14 protein-coding genes and 1 riboswitch are annotated in these 18,023 nt (G+C 66.5%); of the genes, 3 read left to right on the plus strand and 11 right to left on the minus strand.

Annotated features, from left to right (window positions below):
* Positions 1 to 8: 8 nt before the first annotated feature.
* Positions 9 to 1,118 (minus strand): amidohydrolase family protein, encoded by a 1,110-nt coding sequence (locus J7E80_RS09370; protein WP_215051203.1) that lies wholly within the window; start codon positions 1,116 to 1,118, stop codon positions 9 to 11.
* 142 nt (positions 1,119 to 1,260) lie between these two features.
* Positions 1,261 to 1,368, plus strand: a riboswitch (TPP riboswitch).
* Here J7E80_RS09370 and thiC point away from each other — a divergent pair.
* Positions 1,363 to 3,195 carry a phosphomethylpyrimidine synthase ThiC gene (thiC, locus tag J7E80_RS09375; RefSeq protein ID WP_215051204.1) on the plus strand — a complete coding sequence of 611 codons (1,833 nt, stop codon included), beginning with the start codon at positions 1,363 to 1,365 and terminating at the stop codon, positions 3,193 to 3,195. It overlaps the preceding riboswitch by 6 nt.
* Before the next feature lie 75 nt (positions 3,196 to 3,270).
* On the opposite strand, the gene J7E80_RS09380 is transcribed toward thiC, so the two are convergent.
* Together J7E80_RS09380 and ffh are read right to left on the minus strand one after the other, a co-directional pair.
* Positions 3,271 to 4,005: an alpha/beta fold hydrolase gene (locus tag J7E80_RS09380; RefSeq protein ID WP_215051205.1), complete on the minus strand. Its 735-nt coding sequence runs from the start codon at positions 4,003 to 4,005 to the stop codon at positions 3,271 to 3,273.
* A gap of 55 nt (positions 4,006 to 4,060) precedes the next feature.
* On the minus strand, positions 4,061 to 5,638 hold the full coding sequence (ffh, locus tag J7E80_RS09385) for a signal recognition particle protein (protein ID WP_215051206.1): 1,578 nt from the start codon (positions 5,636 to 5,638) through the stop codon (positions 4,061 to 4,063).
* A gap of 144 nt (positions 5,639 to 5,782) precedes the next feature.
* On the opposite strand from ffh, the gene J7E80_RS09390 reads away from it, so the two are divergent.
* Positions 5,783 to 7,189, plus strand: a complete 1,407-nt coding sequence (locus J7E80_RS09390; protein WP_215051207.1) for a glucose-6-phosphate dehydrogenase — start codon at positions 5,783 to 5,785, stop codon at positions 7,187 to 7,189.
* A gap of 141 nt (positions 7,190 to 7,330) precedes the next feature.
* Here J7E80_RS09390 and J7E80_RS09395 read toward each other — a convergent pair whose 3' ends face one another.
* Both J7E80_RS09395 and J7E80_RS09400 read right to left on the minus strand, forming a co-directional pair.
* A complete protein-coding gene (locus tag J7E80_RS09395) occupies positions 7,331 to 7,669 on the minus strand; it encodes a P-II family nitrogen regulator (RefSeq protein ID WP_215051208.1) in 339 nt (112 codons plus the stop codon).
* Positions 7,666 to 9,030 carry an ammonium transporter gene (locus J7E80_RS09400; RefSeq protein ID WP_215051209.1) on the minus strand — a complete coding sequence of 455 codons (1,365 nt, stop codon included), beginning with the start codon at positions 9,028 to 9,030 and terminating at the stop codon, positions 7,666 to 7,668. Before J7E80_RS09400 ends, J7E80_RS09395 begins: the two co-directional genes overlap by 4 nt.
* Before the next feature lie 228 nt (positions 9,031 to 9,258).
* On the opposite strand from J7E80_RS09400, the gene J7E80_RS09405 reads away from it, so the two are divergent.
* A complete protein-coding gene (locus tag J7E80_RS09405; protein WP_215051210.1) occupies positions 9,259 to 10,518 on the plus strand; it encodes an MFS transporter in 1,260 nt (419 codons plus the stop codon).
* 33 nt (positions 10,519 to 10,551) lie between these two features.
* Here the strand turns inward: J7E80_RS09405 and ftsY are convergent, their stop codons facing one another.
* The 6 genes from ftsY to J7E80_RS09435 form a co-directional block, all read right to left on the minus strand.
* Positions 10,552 to 11,760, minus strand: coding sequence for a signal recognition particle-docking protein FtsY (ftsY, locus tag J7E80_RS09410; RefSeq protein WP_215051211.1), 1,209 nt, complete (start codon positions 11,758 to 11,760; stop codon positions 10,552 to 10,554).
* 60 nt (positions 11,761 to 11,820) lie between these two features.
* Entirely contained in the window at positions 11,821 to 15,432 is a 3,612-nt protein-coding gene (smc, locus tag J7E80_RS09415) for a chromosome segregation protein SMC (protein ID WP_215051212.1), read from the minus strand.
* A gap of 108 nt (positions 15,433 to 15,540) precedes the next feature.
* Entirely contained in the window at positions 15,541 to 16,494 is a 954-nt protein-coding gene (gene mutM, locus J7E80_RS09420) for a bifunctional DNA-formamidopyrimidine glycosylase/DNA-(apurinic or apyrimidinic site) lyase (protein WP_215051213.1), read from the minus strand.
* Positions 16,495 to 16,501: 7 nt separating this feature from the next.
* Positions 16,502 to 17,221 (minus strand): ribonuclease III, encoded by a 720-nt coding sequence (gene rnc / locus J7E80_RS09425; RefSeq protein ID WP_215051214.1) that lies wholly within the window; start codon positions 17,219 to 17,221, stop codon positions 16,502 to 16,504.
* A gap of 21 nt (positions 17,222 to 17,242) precedes the next feature.
* A complete protein-coding gene (gene rpmF, locus J7E80_RS09430; RefSeq protein ID WP_009356569.1) occupies positions 17,243 to 17,446 on the minus strand; it encodes a 50S ribosomal protein L32 in 204 nt (67 codons plus the stop codon).
* Positions 17,447 to 17,482: 36 nt separating this feature from the next.
* Positions 17,483 to 18,007 (minus strand): DUF177 domain-containing protein, encoded by a 525-nt coding sequence (locus J7E80_RS09435; protein WP_215051215.1) that lies wholly within the window; start codon positions 18,005 to 18,007, stop codon positions 17,483 to 17,485.
* Positions 18,008 to 18,023: the final 16 nt, after the last annotated feature.

Genomic DNA, 18,023 nt, shown 5'->3' on the forward strand with positions numbered 1-18,023 from the left:
CTACATATCTAAATTACTTGAAGCTTCAATTTATTCCTAGCGACCACCCTGCCGCGCAGGACCACCGCCCGCAACTCCCTGATCGTTCCGGGGTTCTCGCGCGGATCCTCGGAGCACAGCACCACATCAGCGCTTGCACCCTCGGCAATGCCGTCAGCCCCGAGCCAGCGGCGGGCACCCCAGCAGGCTGCATCCACGGCGGCGGCCGCCGGAAGGCCCGCAGCGTGGAGGGCCAGGATTTCGTCCGCTATCCGGCCGTGCAGGATCACGCTGCCTGCATCCGTACCGGCGAAAATCTGCACACCAGCCTCATGGGCCTCCAGGACCCGTTCGTTCCGGCGTTCCCAGAGGGCACGCATGTGGGCCGCGTAGCGGGGGAACTTGGGCTCCGCCTGGGCGGCGATGTCCGGGAACGTGGCGATATTGATCAGCGTGGGAACGATCGGCACCTGCTGCTCGACCAGCCGTGGAACGTGCCGCGGGAGGAGCCCTGTGGCGTGTTCGATGCAGTCGATTCCGGCGTCCAGCATGTCGTCCAGGCTGTCCTCACCGAAGCAGTGCGCCGTGACCCTGGCGCCTTCATCGTGGGCGGCGCAGACGGCGTCCCGAACAGCAGCGGCCGGAAACGACGGGGCGAGGTCGCCGGCGTCGCGGTCGATCCAGTCCCCCACGAGCTTTACCCAGCCGTCTCCGGAACGCGCCTGCTTCCGGACCGCCTCCACGAGGCCTTCCGGCTCGACGTCAACGGCAAAGTTCCTCAGGTAGCGGCGCGCCCGCGCGATGTGCCGTCCGGCACGGATGATCCTCGGCACTTCCGGCAGGTGCTGTAGCCACCGCGTGTCACTGACGACCCCGGCGTCCCTGACGAGCAGTGTGCCTGCATCGCGGTCTGTCATCGCCTGGGCATGGGCAACGTCGTCGTCCACGGCGCCCGCGGGCCCCAACCCGATGTGGCAGTGGGCATCCACGAAACCTGGCAACACCCAGCCATCCAGAACCACGTCAGGGCTGCCGGGCGGACGCTGGAATGTCAGCAGGTCGTCCACGGCCCAGAGACCGGATTGCTCCTGGTCCGGGCCTGCGAGCACGGTGCCGGTGAATTCAATGATGTGCGCCATGGTTCAAGCCTAGTTCGAACAGTCCACTTGGAGCCGCCCACTCCGCGGAACAGCACGGCGCTGGCCTTGCTCTTTCCGCCCGGTCCAGCCGTGTCACACGGAGTTCGGACGGGCACCGCCTGCAGGGCTGTGGTAGCTTCGTCTACGACCACACGGGTGCCCCTGCAGGGGCTGAGATCGGGCTAGCGCAGCCTGCGACCGTTGAACCTGTCCGGGTAATGCCGGCGAAGGAAGTGAGCAGTAAATGAGTACCCAGAAAACCCAGCTGATCCCTGCCCAAAATGAAGCAGTCCAAAATGAAGAAGCCCAAAAAGTAGCTGCCCAGGACACCACCCAGTCGCTGAAGTCGCATTCCCTGGCTTACATCGAGGGAGACGGCATGCGCGTTCCGGTCACGGAAATCGCACTGGAACCGTCACCCAGCGGTGAGCAGAACGAGCCGTTCCGGGTGTACCGGACGGCCGGCCCCGGCAGCGATCCGGTGGTGGGCCTCGCGCCTTTTCGCTCGGAATGGATTGAAGCCCGCGGCGACACGGAGCCTTACACCGGCCGCGAACGGAATCTGCTCGACGACGGGAAGTCGGCCGTCCGCCGCGGAGCAGCTTCAGCGGAGTGGAAGGGCACGCAGCCGGTGCCCCGCCGCGCCGTCGCCGGCAAGACGGTGACGCAAATGCATTACGCCAAGCAGGGAGTCATCACTCCCGAGATGCGCTTCGTGGCGTTGCGCGAAAACTGCGACGTGGAACTGGTCCGCAGCGAAGTGGCCGCAGGGCGCGCCATCATCCCCAACAACATCAACCACCCTGAATCCGAGCCCATGATCATCGGCAAGGCGTTCCTGGTGAAAATCAACGCCAACATCGGCAACTCGGCTGTGACCAGCTCCATCGCAGAGGAAGTGGACAAGCTGCAGTGGGCCACCCAGTGGGGTGCCGACACCGTCATGGACCTGTCCACCGGCGATGACATCCACACAACGCGTGAATGGATCATCCGCAATTCCCCCGTCCCGATCGGCACGGTGCCGATCTACCAGGCGCTCGAGAAGGTCAACGGTGAAGCCAATGCGCTGACGTGGGAGATCTTCCGCGACACCGTCATTGAACAGTGTGAGCAGGGCGTGGACTACATGACCATCCACGCCGGGGTCCTGCTGCGCTACGTCCCGCTGACCGCCAACCGCGTCACAGGCATCGTGTCCCGCGGCGGCTCGATCATGGCCGGCTGGTGCCTCGCCCACCACCAGGAGAACTTCCTCTACACGCACTTTGACGAGCTGTGTGAAATCTTCGCGAAGTACGACGTCGCCTTTTCCCTGGGTGACGGCCTCCGCCCGGGTGCCACCGCGGATGCCAACGACGCCGCGCAGTTTGCCGAGCTCGACACCTTGGCTGAACTGACCCAGCGGGCCTGGGAGTACGACGTCCAGGTCATGGTGGAAGGCCCCGGGCACGTCCCGTTCCACCTGGTGCGCGAAAATGTGGAGCGCCAGCAGGAGCTGTGCAAGGGCGCGCCGTTCTACACGCTCGGCCCCCTGGTCACCGACGTGGCCCCCGGCTACGACCACATCACCTCGGCCATCGGCGCCACGGAGATCGCCCGCTACGGCACGGCCATGCTCTGCTACGTCACGCCGAAGGAACACCTGGGCCTGCCCAACAAGGACGACGTGAAGACCGGCGTGATCACGTACAAGATCGCAGCCCACGCCGCGGACCTTGCCAAGGGCCATCCGGGTGCGAACGAGCGCGACGACGCCCTGTCCAAGGCGCGCTTCGAGTTCCGCTGGCGCGACCAGTTCGCCCTGTCGCTGGACCCGGTCACGGCCGAGGCCTTTCACGACGAGACGCTTCCGGCCGAGCCGGCCAAGACCGCACACTTCTGCTCCATGTGCGGTCCGAAGTTCTGCTCAATGAAGATCAGCCAGGACATCCGGAACGAGTACGGCTCGGCGGAAGCACAGGCGGCTTTGGCCGAGATGGCCGAAGGGATGCGGGAGAAGAGCCAGGAGTTCCTGGCCGCCGGCGGAAAGGTCTACCTTCCGGAGCTGACGCTTCCGGAGACCGCCCGCCGGTAACGGCCTTTTCGGGGCTCCGCCCGGCCGGCACATTGGGGGCCGGCCGGACGGGGCCCTGGATAACGAGCGGTGGGGTCAGGACGCCCGCGGATGTTGCCCGCGACTGACCTCGGCAACAAACGCTCGGATAAAACGGTCGCCCTCGGGGGAATCCTGGGGCCGGTGGCCTCCCGCGGCAATGCGGTGCAGGGCGCCGGTCTCCCTGAGATAGCCGGCAATCTCCTCATACAGGGGTTCCCAACCGCCAGTGAGGACCAAGGTAGGGACACCGGGAACAATCTGCAGCGGGGCCTGCCAGGGGGGTGCCTGCAGCCGCAGGCGCCTGGCGGCGCGCCGCGCTTCCGGCGTGCTGGGGCCCGGTGCTTCCGCCGCGAAGGCACGCCGTACGAACTCCCGCTCATAGTCGTCGTCGCCGAGCTGGTGCCGGACCTCAAACAGGGGCTCCATCAGTGACCGGTGCGCCGCCGTCGCCGGCAGTTCCGCGGTCAGGGACAGGCAGGCCGGCTCCACAAGCGTCAGCGAGAATACGAGGTCCGGCCGTTCGACGGCGGCCATCATCGCGGCGATGGCACCCTGGGAGTGAGCCACCACGTGGCCGCCGGCAGCGCCGCGGCCGTCATCGGCCAGCGACCGCAGCACGATGCGCACGTCCTCGGCGAAGTCCGTTTCCAGCGGTTCGGCCTCCGCGTCAAAGCCGTGCCGGCGCAGGAACAGGGCGTCATACTGCAGGGCCATGCCGTGCTGGCGCGGCCACGCGGCGGAGCCGAAACTCCCGGCCCCGTGGACGAACACTACCCGCTGCTTAAACATGACCCAACCTTATGGCAGAGGTCTGGCATCGCCGCCGGCCGACATGACCGTGCCCCTATTTGCCCAGGAACTTGTCGAAGCCCTTGGGCAGGTTCAGCTGGGACGGATCGAAGTCGCTGCCCTGCTGGCCGAAGGCCGCACCCGTGGGCAGCGCCTTTGCGCTGGCGCGCCGGGCTTCGGCGTCACGGAGTTCCTGTGCCGCCTTGGCCGGGTTGCCTGAACGTGCCTTCTTCTTCGGTGCGTTCTTGGCACCCTTGCGGGCACCGCCGCCGCCGCCCATGCCCGGCATCCCGGGCATTCCCGGCATGCCGCCGCCCTGCGCCATCTTCTTCATCATCTTCTGGGCCTGCGCGAACCGCTCAAGGAGACCGTTGACTTCGGAGACGTGAACGCCCGAACCCCGGGCGATGCGGGCGCGCCGTGAGCCGTTGATGATCTTGGGAGCCAGCCGCTCGTGCGGGGTCATGGAACGCACGATCGCCTCCACGCGGTCGATCTCGCGTTCGTCGAACTGCTCCAGCTGCTGGCGGATGTTCTGCGCGCCGGGCATCATCATGAGCATTTTCTTCATGGAGCCCATGTTGCGGATCTGCTGCATCTGGGCGAGGAAGTCGTCCAGCGTGAAGTCTTCCTGGTCGGCGAACTTCTTCGCCATCCGGGCTGCTTCGTCCTTGTCCCAGGACTTCTCGGCCTGCTCGATCAGGGTGAGGACGTCGCCCATGTCGAGAATGCGGGACGCCATGCGGTCCGGGTGGAACATTTCGAAGTCGTCCACGCCCTCGCCGGTGGACGCGAACATCACAGGCTTTCCGGTGACCGAGGCGACGGACAGCGCGGCACCGCCGCGCGCATCGCCGTCGAGCTTTGACAGCACGACGCCGGTGAAGTTGACGCCTTCATCGAACGCCATTGCCGTGTTCACGGCGTCCTGGCCGATCATGGCGTCGATCACGAAGAGGACTTCGTTGGGGACAATGGCCCGGCGGATCTGGCGCGCCTGTTCCATCATTTCGGCGTCCACGCCGAGACGTCCGGCGGTGTCCACGATGACGACGTCGTGCAGCTTCTGGCGGGCCTCCTCGACACCTGCGCGGGCGACGGCGACCGGGTCGCCGGCCGGGTGCTCCAGCTCGGACGTGGCGCCGGGGTGTGGGGCGAAGACGGGGACGCCGGCGCGCTTGCCGACGACCTGCAGCTGGGTGACAGCGTTGGGGCGCTGAAGGTCGCAGGCCACGAGGATGGGACTGTGGCCCTGCCCCTTCAGCCACTTGGCGAGCTTGCCCGCGAGGGTGGTCTTACCGGCGCCCTGGAGGCCGGCGAGCATGATGATGGTGGGCCCGGTCTTGGCCAGGCGGATGCGGCGGGTCTCCCCGCCGAGGATCTCGACGAGCTCCTCGTTGACGATCTTGACGATCTGCTGGCTCGGGTTCAGCGCCCCGGAGACCTCGGCGCCGAGCGCGCGTCCACGGACCTGGCCGGTGAACTCACGCACCACGGGCACGGCAACGTCAGCGTCCAGCAGGGCCCGCCGGATCTCACGGACTGTGGCGTCGACATCTGCCTCGGTGAGGCGGCCCTTGCCACGGAGATTCTTGAAGGTTGCTGTCAACCGGTCAGAGAGTGAATTGAACACGCGCCGTGCACTTCTTTCAGTGGATGTACGGATGGCGGCCCTTCGGCACACCAGCGTCTCGGCTGTTGTTTCCAACTGCGTCGACGACGGGACTCGACTATCTAGGGTACCAAGACGGGCCTCCAAGATGGCATGCTTGGCAAGGTGACGAGCCAAACAGCTGTAAAAACCCTGCTCATCCTTGGCGCCTCCGGCGATCTGACGGGACGCCTCCTGCTTCCCGGGCTCGCCAGGCTCGTGGCCACCGGCCGGGCGGACGGGCTCAGGCTGGTGGGGGCAGGCTCTGACCCTTGGCCGCAGGAGCAATGGCGGGACCGCGTCCACACGGCCTTCGCCGACGCAGCGGGCCAGGCCGACACCGCCGGAAAGAAGGCCCTCTCGGCGCTTGAAGAATTCACCGCCTACCACCAGCTGGACGTCACCGCGGACGGGCCTTTGGCCTCCCTGCTGGCGGAGCTCGAGGGGCCCGTGGCCGTCTACTTCGCCCTGCCGCCGCACGTGAGCCAGAAAGCCTGCGATATCCTGGCCCCGGCCCAGGTTCCGGCCGGGACGCGGCTGGTCATGGAGAAGCCCTTCGGCTCGGGCGAAGAGTCAGCGCGCGAACTGAACCGGACGCTCCTGACGCTCGTCCCCGAAGACCACATCCACCGCGTGGACCATTTCCTGGGCAAGGCCACGGTCCTGAACATCCTCGGCCTCCGTTTTGCCAACAACTTCCTCGAGCCGGTGTGGAACCGTGAGCACATCGCAAAAGTGGAGATCATCTTCGACGAGGACCTGGCCCTCGAAGGCCGCGCCCGGTACTACGACGGCGCCGGCGCCCTGCGGGACATGATCCAGAGCCATCTGCTGCAGATCATGGCGCTGATGGCCATCGAGCCGCCGGCCACGATCGGCGAGCGCGACCTCCGGGACGCGGTGGCGGCCGTTCTCCGCGCCAGCAGCATCAGGCCGCCGTATAACTCCAGCACACGGCGTGCCCGCTATACGGCCGGCACGATGGGCGGCAGGAAGGTCCCGGACTACGTCAGGGAAGAGGGGGTCGACCCGGACCGCAACACGGAAACGCTGGCTGAGGTCCAGGTGAAAATCGACAACTGGCGCTGGAAGGACGTGCCGTTCATCCTGCGCTCCGGGAAGGCACTGGGCGACAAGCGAAAGGAAGCAGTGGTCACCTTCCGGCCGGTGCCCCACCTCCCCCACGGATTCTCCGGTGTCGACGCACCCAACAGCCTAAGGATCGGTTTCGGCCCGGACACCCTGGCGCTCGATATCGATGTCAACGGCCCTGGGGACATCTTCAGCCTGGACCGCACCACGCTCACCGCAGAGCTGAACGCCTCCGAGCTGCTCCCCTACGGTGAAGTGCTTGAAGGCGTCCTCACCGGTGACCCCCTGCTTTCCGTCCGCGGCGACACCGCGGAGGATTGCTGGCGGATCCTTGAGCCGGTGCTCAAAGCGTGGGCCGAGGACGCCGTACCGCTCGAGGAGTACGACGCCGGCACGTCCGGCCCCGGAGGCTGGTCAGGTTCCGCGTCACACACCTCATAACCCCGCCATCTGGCGGCCGGGACGGCATGGCTGCCGGCATGCAGAAGGGCCGGTCACCATTGCTGGTGACCGGCCCTTCTGCATTCGCTTGTGCTTTGCCGGATGAACGGCGCCGGATGTGGACGGCGCAGCTGACGGCGGCTAAATGGCTGCTACGCCGCGTTCGCCCGTCCGCACCCGCACTGCTTCAAAAACATCCATAGTCCAGACCTTGCCGTCCCCGGCCCGTCCGGTGTTGGAGCTGGAAATGATGACATCCAGGATGTCGTCAGCCTGTTCGTCCGTTGCCAGAACCTCCACGCGGATCTTGGGCAGCAGGTCCACGTTGTACTCGGCACCCCGGTAGACCTCGGTGTACCCCCGCTGCCGGCCGTAGCCGCTGGCTGCACTGACCGTCAGGCCCTGGACGCCGTAGGCCTCCAGGCCTTCCCGGATGGATTCGAGCTTCTCCGGACGGACGATTGCTGTAATCAGTTTCATGCCCCCACGCTTTCCTTGCCTGATGCTGTTTCTGCCTTCTCGGCTGCTGCGCCTGCCGCCGGTGCGTTGTCCGTGCCGCTGGTGGAAGCGTTGCCCGTGATCAGTTCATGCAGGGGCTGGAAGCTTCCGCCGTGGCCGCCGACACCGAACTCGTAGGCCGTCTCGGCGTGCAGGCTGAGGTCGACGCCCACCACTTCCTGCTCCTGGGAGACACGGAAGCCCATGGTCTTGTGGATGGCCAGTGCGATCAGGAGCGTCAGGATGGCCGAGTATGCGATGGCGATGCCGGCCGCCGCGAGCTGTGCCCAGAGCTGGGTCAGGCCGCCGCCGTAGAAGAGACCGCCGCCGACGCCATCAACGGGCGTTGCGATGAAGCCCAGGGCCACGGTGCCGATGATGCCGGACACGAGGTGCACGCCCACAACGTCCAGGGAGTCATCGAAACCCCAGCGGAACTTGAGTCCGACGGCCAGGGCCGATGCGGCACCGGCTACGAGGCCGAGGCCGAGGGCACCAACCGGGCTGACGTTTGCACAGGCCGGGGTAATTGCAACAAGGCCGGCGACAACGCCGGATGCGGCGCCGAGAGAGGTGGGGTGTCCGTCACGAATTCGTTCCGTGATGAGCCAGCCGATCATGGCGGCGGCAGGTGCAGCCAGGGTGTTGACCCAGATCAGGCCGCCCTGCTCAGCGCTAGCGGCCAAGCCGCCGTTGAAGCCGAACCAGCCAAACCACAGGATGGCAGCCCCGAGCATCACGAAGGGGATGTTGTGCGGGCGGTGGTTCGGGTCCTTACCGAAGCCCTTGCGGTTGCCGATGATCAGGACGAGGATCAGGGCGGCCACACCGGCGTTGATGTGGACCACGGTGCCGCCGGCGAAGTCGATGGCCGGGCCGAGTGCCTGGCCGATCGCGCCGTCCTCACCGAAGAGGCCGCCACCCCAGACCATGTAGGCCAGCGGGCAGTAGACCAGTGTTACCCAGACGGGCACGAACACGGTCCAGGCGCCAAACTTGGCGCGGTCCGCGATGGCTCCGCTGATCAGGGCCACGGTAATAATGGCGAAGGTTGCTCCATAGCCGACAAGAATGAGGCCGTCCGGTTCCGTGATGCCTTCAAGCCCGAAGTTGGCGAACGGGTTCCCGACCATCTGCAGGAAGCCGTCACCCCCCGTCATGGAGTAACCCCAGAGTACCCATACAACGCTCACGATGCCGATTGAGATGAAGCTCATCATCATCATGTTCAGCGCCGCTTTGGCGCGCGTCATGCCGCCGTAGAAAAATGCCAGGCCTGGTGTCATGAACAGCACGAGTGCCGCTGCCACCATGAGCCATACGTGACCTGCGGTAAGTTCCATGGTGCACGTCCTCTCGTGATCGGTGATGCGGAGAAAAATCCGCTTGGCCAACGCCTTTTGCGTTCTGACTAAATTTTTGCCTCGCTGTGTTTCGCTGGCGGAGGATTTAGATTGCCGGCCTGTTACAAGAACCTCCCGGAAGTAAATGGTGCATATCTGGCTTGTTACGGTTATGTTTCACCCGTCCCAATCCGTCCCTCCGGCACGCTCTGCAAGGATCATCGCTCCATGACGCCACGCCCCCGTACCGCCGCCAGCAGATTGCGGTTCCCAGCCTTCAGGCGGACCCCCGATGCCCGGCTGCCCCGTGACATCAAGGTGATGCTTGTCGCGGCGTTCCTGATCGCCCTCGGCTTTGGGCTGGTGGCGCCGGTGCTCCCCCAGTTCGCCACCACGTTCGACGTCGGCGCTACCGCCGCCGCGGTGATCGTCAGCATCTTCGCCTTCATGCGGCTCATGTTCGCCCCGGCCGGCGGCGCGCTGATCGGACGGCTGGGCGAGCGGCCCGTCTATGTCGCGGGGGTGCTGATTGTCGCGGCGTCCACGGCCGCCTGCGCCTTCGCCCAGAACTACTGGCAGCTCCTGGTGTTCCGGGGGCTCGGCGGCGCCGGTTCGGTGATGTTCACAGTGGCGTCGATGGCACTGGTGATCAGGCTCGCCCCGGCCGAAAGCCGCGGCAGGGTTTCCGGCGCCTACGCCTCTGCGTTCCTGATCGGCAATGTCTGCGGGCCCATCGTGGGAGGACTGCTGGCCGGGTTCGGGCTGCGGGTTCCATTCCTTGCCTACGCCGGAGCGCTGGTCGTGGCGGCGCTCGTGGTGCAGACGCAGCTGAGCCATGTCCCCGGCACCGGAGGCCGCGACGGTTCGGCCGCCCCGGCGATGAAATTCGGTGAGGCGCTCGGCGACAGCGCCTACCGCGCCTCGCTGTTCTCCAATTTCGCCAACGGCTGGGCCACCTTCGGCGTGAGGATGGCCACGATTCCCCTGTTTGCCGTCACCGCTCTCGGGGCCGGACCCGAGGCTGCCGGCTGGGCCTTGGCGGTCTTCGCTGCCGGAAACGCGGTGGCCCTGACATTTTCGGGCCGGCTCGCTGACAGCCTTGGCCGGAAGCCCATGATGGTCGCCGGGCTGCTGCTGACGGGAGCGGCAACCGGCGGAATTGGACTCACCCAGGGGCTGGTCTGGTTCCTTGCCGCGTCGATGCTTGCGGGTGTGGGAGCTGGCCTGCTTGGCCCGGCCCAGCAGGCCGCGGTTGCCGACGTCGTCGGGCGTGAACGCTCAGGCGGGCGCGTGCTCGCCGCCTACCAGATGACCGCGGACATCGGGGCCATCCTCGGACCGGTCCTGGCCGGCCTGCTGGCGGACGAGCTCGGCTACGGCTGGGCCTTCGCCGTGACGGGAGGCGTGCTGGTGCTCGCGGCCGTTGCCTGGCTTGTCGCCCGCGAGACGGTGCAGCGGCAGCCCTCGAACGCCGCCCGGCCCAGCTAGCCCGCCGCGTCGCGTCCCAGCCAGTCATGGAAGCTAGTTCAGGAGCGCGTCCACGAAGCCTTCGGTTTCGAAGGGGGCGAGATCGTCCGCTCCTTCACCGAGGCCGATCAGCTTCACGGGCACGCCGAGGGTCCTCTGGATGGCCACGACAATGCCGCCCTTGGCGGTTCCGTCCAGCTTGGTCAGGACGATGCCGGTGATGTTCACGACTTCGGCGAAGACCCGGGCCTGGTTCAGCCCGTTCTGGCCGGTGGTGGCGTCCAGCACCAGGAGCACTTCGTCAACCTCGGCCAGCTTCTCGATGACACGCTTGACCTTGCCAAGCTCGTCCATGAGGCCGACCTTGTTCTGCAGGCGGCCGGCAGTATCAACCATGACGACGTCGACTTCCTGCTCGATGCCTGCCTTGACCGCCTCATAGGCGACCGACGCCGGGTCGGCTCCATCGACGTCGGACTTTACGGTGGGAACGCCCACGCGCTGGCCCCACGTGGCCAGTTGCTCGGCGGCGGCGGCGCGGAACGTGTCGGCTGCGCCGAGCAGGACGTCCTTGTCCTCTGCGACGAGGACGCGGGCCAGCTTGCCAACAGTAGTGGTCTTGCCCACCCCGTTGACGCCGACCACCATCATCACGGCAGGCTTGTCGGCGTGGCGTTCGATCCGGAGGCTCCGGTCCATGGTGGGATCCACCAGCTTGATGAGCTCCTCGCGCAGGAGTGCCTTGACCTGCTCGGGTGACCGGGTGCCCAGGACCTTGACACGTTCACGGAGCGCGTCGACCAGCTGCATAGTGGGTTCAGTACCGAGGTCGGCGAGGAGCAGCGTCTCCTCCACCTCGTCCCAGACATTCTCATCGATCTTGTCGCTGGACAGCAGCGCGAGGAGGCCCTTGCCGAGGACGTTGTTCGACTTGACCAGCCGCTCCCGGAGGCGGGTGAGGCGTCCTTCAACAGGCTGCGGAGTCTCGACCGGAATGGTTTCCAGGCCGGCGACATCGTCGGGAACCTCTGTTTCAAGGCCTTCGAGGCCGACGCCGTCTGGCGCCTTCCGTTCGGGAGCCTGCACCGGGCGGTCCTCGAGGAGGGTTCCTCCGCCGGCGGGCGGCTGCACGGGATCGTTGGCATCGCGGGTCCCCGGGTACAGGGTGCCGGACCTCCGTGCTTTCATCAGCACCGGGACCAGCCCGCCGATGACCACCAGGGCAGCAAGAATGGGCAGGAGAATAGGGAGGATGTCGTTCACACCCCTAGCTTCTCACAACAGCCGAGGGGGCGGCGGGCAGGTGATGACCGCCCGTCCGTGCTAGACCTCGGCGCCCAGACGCTGGCTGATCACGGTGGAGACACCGTCTCCCCGCATGGTCACGCCGTAAAGCGCGTCGGCCACCTCCATGGTCCGCTTCTGGTGGGTGATGACGATCAGCTGGCTGGATTCGCGGAGTTCTTCAAAGATCGTAATGAGGCGGCCCAGGTTGGTGTCATCCAGCGCAGCCTCCACTTCATCCATCACATAGAAGGGCGAGGGCCGCGCCTTGAAGATCGCCACCAGCAGCGCGACTGCCGTCAGTGACCTTTCGCCGCCGGACAGCAGCGACAGGCGCTTGATCTTCTTTCCTGCCGGCCTTGCTTCGACCTCGATGCCTGTGGTGAGCATGTCATCGGGATCGGTGAGGACCAGCCGGCCCTCACCGCCCGGGAACAGCCGGGCGAAGACGTGGACGAACTGGGCCGACGTATCGGCGAAGGCCTCCGCGAAGACCCGCTGCACCCGGTCGTCAACTTCCTTGATGATATCCAGCAGGTCCTTGCGGCTGGACCTGAGATCTTCCAGCTGCGTGTTCAGGAACTGGTGCCTTTCCTCCAGCGCCGCGAATTCCTCGAGCGCCAGCGGATTGACCTTGCCCAGGGATGAAAGGTCCCGTTCCGCCTTGCGAAGCCGCTTTTCCTGCTCTTCCCGGACAAAGGGTTTCCCCTCCACGACGGGCCGGCCGTCGTCATCGACGGGCGCCCGCAGCTCCGCCCACTTGTCCGTTGACCCGCCCGCCGGGAGCGGAACCGGCTGGTCGGGGCCGTAGTCGGCAACGAGCTGGCCGGCAGTCATGCCCAGCTCTTCGACCGCCCTGTTCTCCAGCGCTTCGATCCGAAGCCTCTGCTGGGTGCGCGCCAGCTCATCACGGTGCACCGAGTCTGTCAGTTCAGCGAGCTCACGGGCAAGCGCTTCATTGGCCGTCCGAATCTGCGCGAGCTCGCGGTCCCGCTGCTCGCGGTTTTGCTCGGCGACGTCGCGCTCCCGTCCGGCCAGTTCAACCGAGACGTCACTGAACCGGATGATCTGTTCCACAGCGTCGGACACGGCGGCTGCCCGCCGGGCCTGGATCCGGCGGCGGCGTGCGCGCTCGGCTGCTTCCTCCCGGGCCCGGCGTTCCGAGGCAGCGGCACGTTCCAGTGACGCTGCCCGGTTCCGGATGGCGGACAGCTGTTCCTCGGCGCTGCGCAAGGAGAGCCGGGCATCCATCTCGGCGGAGCGCGCCACGGCGGCGGCCTTGGCCAGGGCGTCCCGCTGCCCGGTGGACGGTTCCTCTTCGGTGGGAGCCTCCTGGGCGGCAGCGAGCCTCGCGGCAACTGCGGTCAGGGCTTCCTGTTCGTGCAGAATATTCGCCTCGGCCCGCGCCAATGACGCCGCCAGCCGTTCGCTCTCCCCCACGGCGCTGCGCAGCACCGAATTGAGATGGCCGAGCCGTTCAGCCACCGCCGCGAGCCGTGCGTCGGAGTCGTGCAACCTCTCAAGCGCGGCGTCCACCCGGTCCTGCGCCTCGGACCGTCGCGACTGTGCGCCAGCCAGGGCAAAGCGGTTTTGCTCCAGCCCGGCGGTGACCGCGGCGAGCCGGGAGGCGGCGTCGTCGACGGCGGCCTGAACCTCAAGCAGCGACGGCGCCTTTGCAGAACCTCCGGTGACGGTCAGAGCGGTGAAGACGTCCCCTGCGTGCGTGACCGCTGTCAGTTCCGGCCGCTCGCCAACCAGCCGGGCGGCGGCATCCAGATCGCCGACGACGGCTGTCCCGGCCAGCAGTCCGTGCACTGCCGTGGCTGCCGGGCCTGTGGCCGACACGAGATCGCTGGCCCAACGGGCCCCCTCGGGCAGCGCCCAGCGGGCCCCTTCCGGCAGCACGTCGGCATGCGGTGCCAGGCACGCCGGTTCCGGCGCATCCTCCAGCAGCAGCGTGGCCCGGCCGGCGTCGTCGTCCTTCAGGATCTGCGCCAGGGCCGTAGCGGTTGCACCGTCCCTGACCACGACGGCGTCCGAGGCACTGCCAAGGGCTGCGGCAATTGGAGCTTCGTACCCCGGTTCCACCGTCAGCTCCGACGCGAGCGGGCCCACGATGCCGGGGAGCCCGGCTCCGAGCGCGTGCTCGGAACCGTCCTTGCGGTTAAGACCCAGTTGGAGGGCATCGCGCCAGGCCTTGAGGGCGTCCCGTTCACGTACTGCTTCCCGCTCGGCGCTCCGAAGGGATTCGATCTCTGCAACGACAGCGTCCAGCGCCGCACTGGCTTCCTCATACTCGGCGTCGAGCGACTCCTCGCCGTCCTCGACCCCGGCGACCTGGGATTCCAGCGCCGTGAACTCGGACTGGGCCTGTTTTCTGCGTTCCTCGCCGGCAGCTTTCGATTCGCGGAGCCTGCCCACTTCCGCCTGCGCCGATTCCACCCTTGACCTTGCCGCCGCCACCTGGCCCGCGAGCCGCGCCAGGCCTTCGCGCCGGTCAGCTGCGGCCCGGAGGGAGGCAGTGAGGCGTTTCTCCTCGGCGGCGGCTGCCTCTTCGGCCTCGCTTTTCGCCGCGGTGGCAGCTTCCAGGGCACTGCGCCTGCCGGTCATCTCGCGTTCAAGTTCCGCCTGTTCGGCCCGGACACGGGCTGCCTGCTTCTCCAGTTGGTCGGGGTCGCGGCCCGGTTCAGGTGCGGCGTCCGCGGAGCCCAGGAGCCGGCACCGCTCCTGCGCCAGCGAGCCAAGGGAGCGCAGCCGCTCGCGTCCGGCCGACAGCTGGTACCACGTGTCCCGCGCGGCATTCAGCCGCGGGGTTGCTTCGGCGGCAAGCTGTTCCAGGGTGGCCTGGCTCTGACGGCCGGCCTCGAGTTCCTTTTCGACGACGGCGCGCCGGGCCTTGAGCGCGGTTTCGTCAGCGACCTCCTGCGCCAGGGTGTTCTGGAGCTGGACGAGGTCGTCGGCCAGCAGCCGGGCCCGCGCGTCCCGAACCTCAAACTGGACGGTCTGGGCCCGCCGGGCCACCTCCGCCTGCTTGCCCAGCGGCGTCAGCTGGCGCCGGATTTCGCCGGTGAGGTCGCTGAGCCGCTGCAGGTTGGCCTGCATGGCTTCCAGCTTCCGGACGGTCTTTTCCTTGCGGCGCCGGTGTTTCAGGATTCCGGCGGCTTCCTCAATGAAACCCCTCCGGTCTTCAGGCGTGGCGTGCAGCACCTTGTCGAGCTGGCCCTGGCCCACGATGACGTGCATCTCACGTCCCAGGCCGGTGTCGGAGAGCAGCTCCTGGATGTCCAGGAGCCGGCAGCCGGCACCGTTGATGGCGTACTCGGAACCGCCGGTGCGGAACAGCGTGCGGGAGATGGTCACTTCACTGTATTCAATGGGAAGCGCGCCGTCGGTGTTGTCGATGGTGAGGGAAACGTGGGCGCGCCCCAAGGGCGGGCGGCCGGAGGTACCGGCGAATATGACGTCTTCCATCTTGCCGCCGCGCAGGGTCTTGGCCCCCTGCTCGCCCATGACCCAGGCCAGAGCATCCACCACATTGGATTTACCCGAGCCGTTGGGCCCTATCACCGCGGTGACGCCGGGCTCAAAGTCGAAGGTCGTCGCCGAGGCAAAGGACTTGAAGCCCCGGACGGTCAGACTCTTGAGGTGCAAGGTGTTTCGGATCTCCTGAGTGGCGGCGGCTGGGTGTCCCGCCCTAAATGTACTGCCACGGGGCCGTAAATCCGCGGATTTAAGGTCTTTGGAGCCCGGAGACGGTAGTCACCAGCGGCCGTTTCGGGGCCGCGGCTGGCACACGGGACATGTGTAGGAGGAACGGTTCATGAACTGTTCGCGCTTCATGAGGCTGACGATGCCGGACTGGGCGCACCGCCGGCAGGCCTCCCCCTCCCGGCCGTAGGCGTTGAGGGAACGGTCAAAATAGCCCGAGGCACCGTTCACGTTGACGTACAGCGCGTCGAAACTGGTGCCGCCTGCGTCGAGGGCGTCGAGCATGACCTCGCGGGCCGCGGTGAGCACGCGCTCTGCCTCCGCGCGCCGCAGGGTATCGGTGGGTCGGGCGAAGTGAAGCCGGGCCCGCCACAGGGCCTCGTCTGCGTAGATGTTGCCGATCCCGGACACCAGGCCCTGGTCCAGGAGCGCCCTCTTCAGCCCGGTCTTGCGGCGCCGGAGCCGGCGATAGAAGTCCGGAAAGGAAAAGTGCGGGTCCAGGGGATCACGCGCAATGTGGGACGCTTCCTCGGCGATGAGCGGCAGCGGCACCTCGGCCAAGCCGCCGGGGCCGCCGTCTTCCGTCGGGACGAGTGACGTGACGAAAAGTCCGCCGAAGATCCTCTGGTCCACGAACCTCAGTTGCCTGGGCATTCCGTCCCGGGGGCTCAGGTGGAGCCGGACCTTGAGGTGCTTCTCGTCCGGCACGGCGCTGTCCTGCATCAGCAGCTGGCCGCTCATGCCAAGGTGTGCCATCAGGGCCACGGTGGGTGGCCCCGACGGCCGGACTGCGCCGTCGTCCTGCAGCGGCATCCACAGGAATTTTCCGCGGCGGACCACGTCAAGGACCCGTGCGCCCTCAAGGTTTCCTGCGAAATCCTCCGGTCCGAGCGCGTGGCGCCGCACGGACCGGGGATCGAGTACCTCGACGCTGGTGATGGTCCGGCCGAGGACCCAGCTGACCAGGCCGCGGCGGACCACCTCGACCTCGGGGAGTTCAGGCACCGGGCTCCTAGCTGCCCGAGGCGGCTTCCGAAGAAGCGTCCGTCGTGTTTGCGCCGGAGAGTTTCTGCCAGGCGTCGGCTGCGGCTTCCTGCTCCGCTTCCTTCTTGGAGTGGCCTGATCCCTTGCCGTACGGCTTGCCGCCGATCTGCAGCTCCGCGATGAACGTCCGCGCGTGGTCCGGCCCGGAGCCTTCCACGGCGTAGTAGATGCTGCCGAGCTGACGCATGGCGGCCAGTTCCTGGATGCTGGTCTTCCAGTCGGTGCCGGCGCCTAGTGCGGCGGCATCCTTCAGGAGGGGACCGATCAGGCGCATGACCAGCTGGCGGGCGGTCTCGATGTCGTTGGAGACATAGGTGGCGCCGATGAGCGCTTCCATGGTGTCAGCCAGGATCGAAGCCTTGTTCTTGCCCTCAGTGAGCTTCTCGCCCTGCCCGAGGTAAATGTAATCGCCAATGCCGAGGCTGCGCCCGATGCCCGCGAGGGCCCGCGTGCTCACGACGGCAGACCGCCGCTTGGCGAGGTCGCCTTCAGGAAGCGTCGGGTTATCGCGGTAGAGCGCATCGGTTACGGAGAAACCCAGAATCGAGTCGCCCAGAAACTCAAGCCGTTCATTGGTGGGTATGCCGCCGTTTTCGTAGGCATAGGAACGGTGTGTCAGAGCAAGACGAAGCGTCCCGGCGTCAATGGAGACACCGAGACGCTTCAGAAGCTCTTCAGTTGAAGACATCTTGGTCAGCCTGTGGGCCGATTAGACGTCTGCGACCTTGCGGCCCTTGTACTCAAGGAACAGCGCAGTGCCAGCCGAGTCGGTAACGACCTTTGCCTGGTGCGGCAGGCTGTAAGTAACCTGGCCGTTCTCGACGGTCTTCACCAGGTGGGGGGCAGTCGCCTTCCACTGGGAGCGGCGGGCGCGGGTATTCGAGCGAGACATTTTCCGCTTGGGAACAGCCACGGCTAACTCATTTCTCTCTAGAAAAACACTTACAAATCAATTTTGCCGGTCAGGCTTAGCCAGATCAGCTAGGGCAGCCCAGCGAGGATCTACGACCTCGTGGTGGTGCCCCGGCTCGTCTTCCAGGCGCGCTCCACATTCGGAACACAGGCCCTGGCAGTCTTCCCGGCACACCGGCTGGAACGGCAGCATGGTTACAACTGCGTCCCGCAACACCGGCTCAAGATCGATCAGATCGTGCTCGACTCGACGTTGCTCTTCATCGTCTTCCTCATCGGAAGGCAAGGCGCCTTCGTAGAAGAAAAGTTCTTGCACATTGACTTCGAGGTCATACGCAAGGGGATCCAGGCATCGGCCGCACTCGCCGGTTACTTCAGCAAGTGCAGTTCCTGATACCAGAATTCCTTCGTGTACGGCCTCAAGCCTCAGGTCAAGCTCGATGTCCGAGCCTTCCTGAACGCCAATGAGCGCCACGCCAAGGTCACTTGGCGCGGGTACATGTTCCGTCAGTGTACGCATGCTCCCCGGACTGCGTCCGAGGTCCTTGACATCAAGCATCAAGGGCGAACTAGCATCT

Source organism: Arthrobacter sp. ISL-28, assembly GCF_018613875.1.
Lineage (GTDB): Bacteria > Actinomycetota > Actinomycetes > Actinomycetales > Micrococcaceae > Arthrobacter.

Excerpts from the sequence above, each read along its gene's own strand:
- rnc (WP_215051214.1), bottom strand. The coding sequence starts at position 17,221 with ATGTCTTCAACTGAAGAGCTTCTGAAGCGTCTCGGTGTCTCCATTGAC.
- J7E80_RS09405 (WP_215051210.1), top strand. The coding sequence starts at position 9,259 with ATGACGCCACGCCCCCGTACCGCCGCCAGCAGATTGCGGTTCCCAGCC.
- J7E80_RS09395 (WP_215051208.1), bottom strand. The coding sequence starts at position 7,669 with ATGAAACTGATTACAGCAATCGTCCGTCCGGAGAAGCTCGAATCCATC.
- J7E80_RS09380 (WP_215051205.1), bottom strand. The coding sequence starts at position 4,005 with ATGTTTAAGCAGCGGGTAGTGTTCGTCCACGGGGCCGGGAGTTTCGGC.
- thiC (WP_215051204.1), top strand. The coding sequence starts at position 1,363 with ATGAGTACCCAGAAAACCCAGCTGATCCCTGCCCAAAATGAAGCAGTC.
- J7E80_RS09370 (WP_215051203.1), bottom strand. The coding sequence starts at position 1,118 with ATGGCGCACATCATTGAATTCACCGGCACCGTGCTCGCAGGCCCGGAC.
- J7E80_RS09400 (WP_215051209.1), bottom strand. The coding sequence starts at position 9,030 with ATGGAACTTACCGCAGGTCACGTATGGCTCATGGTGGCAGCGGCACTC.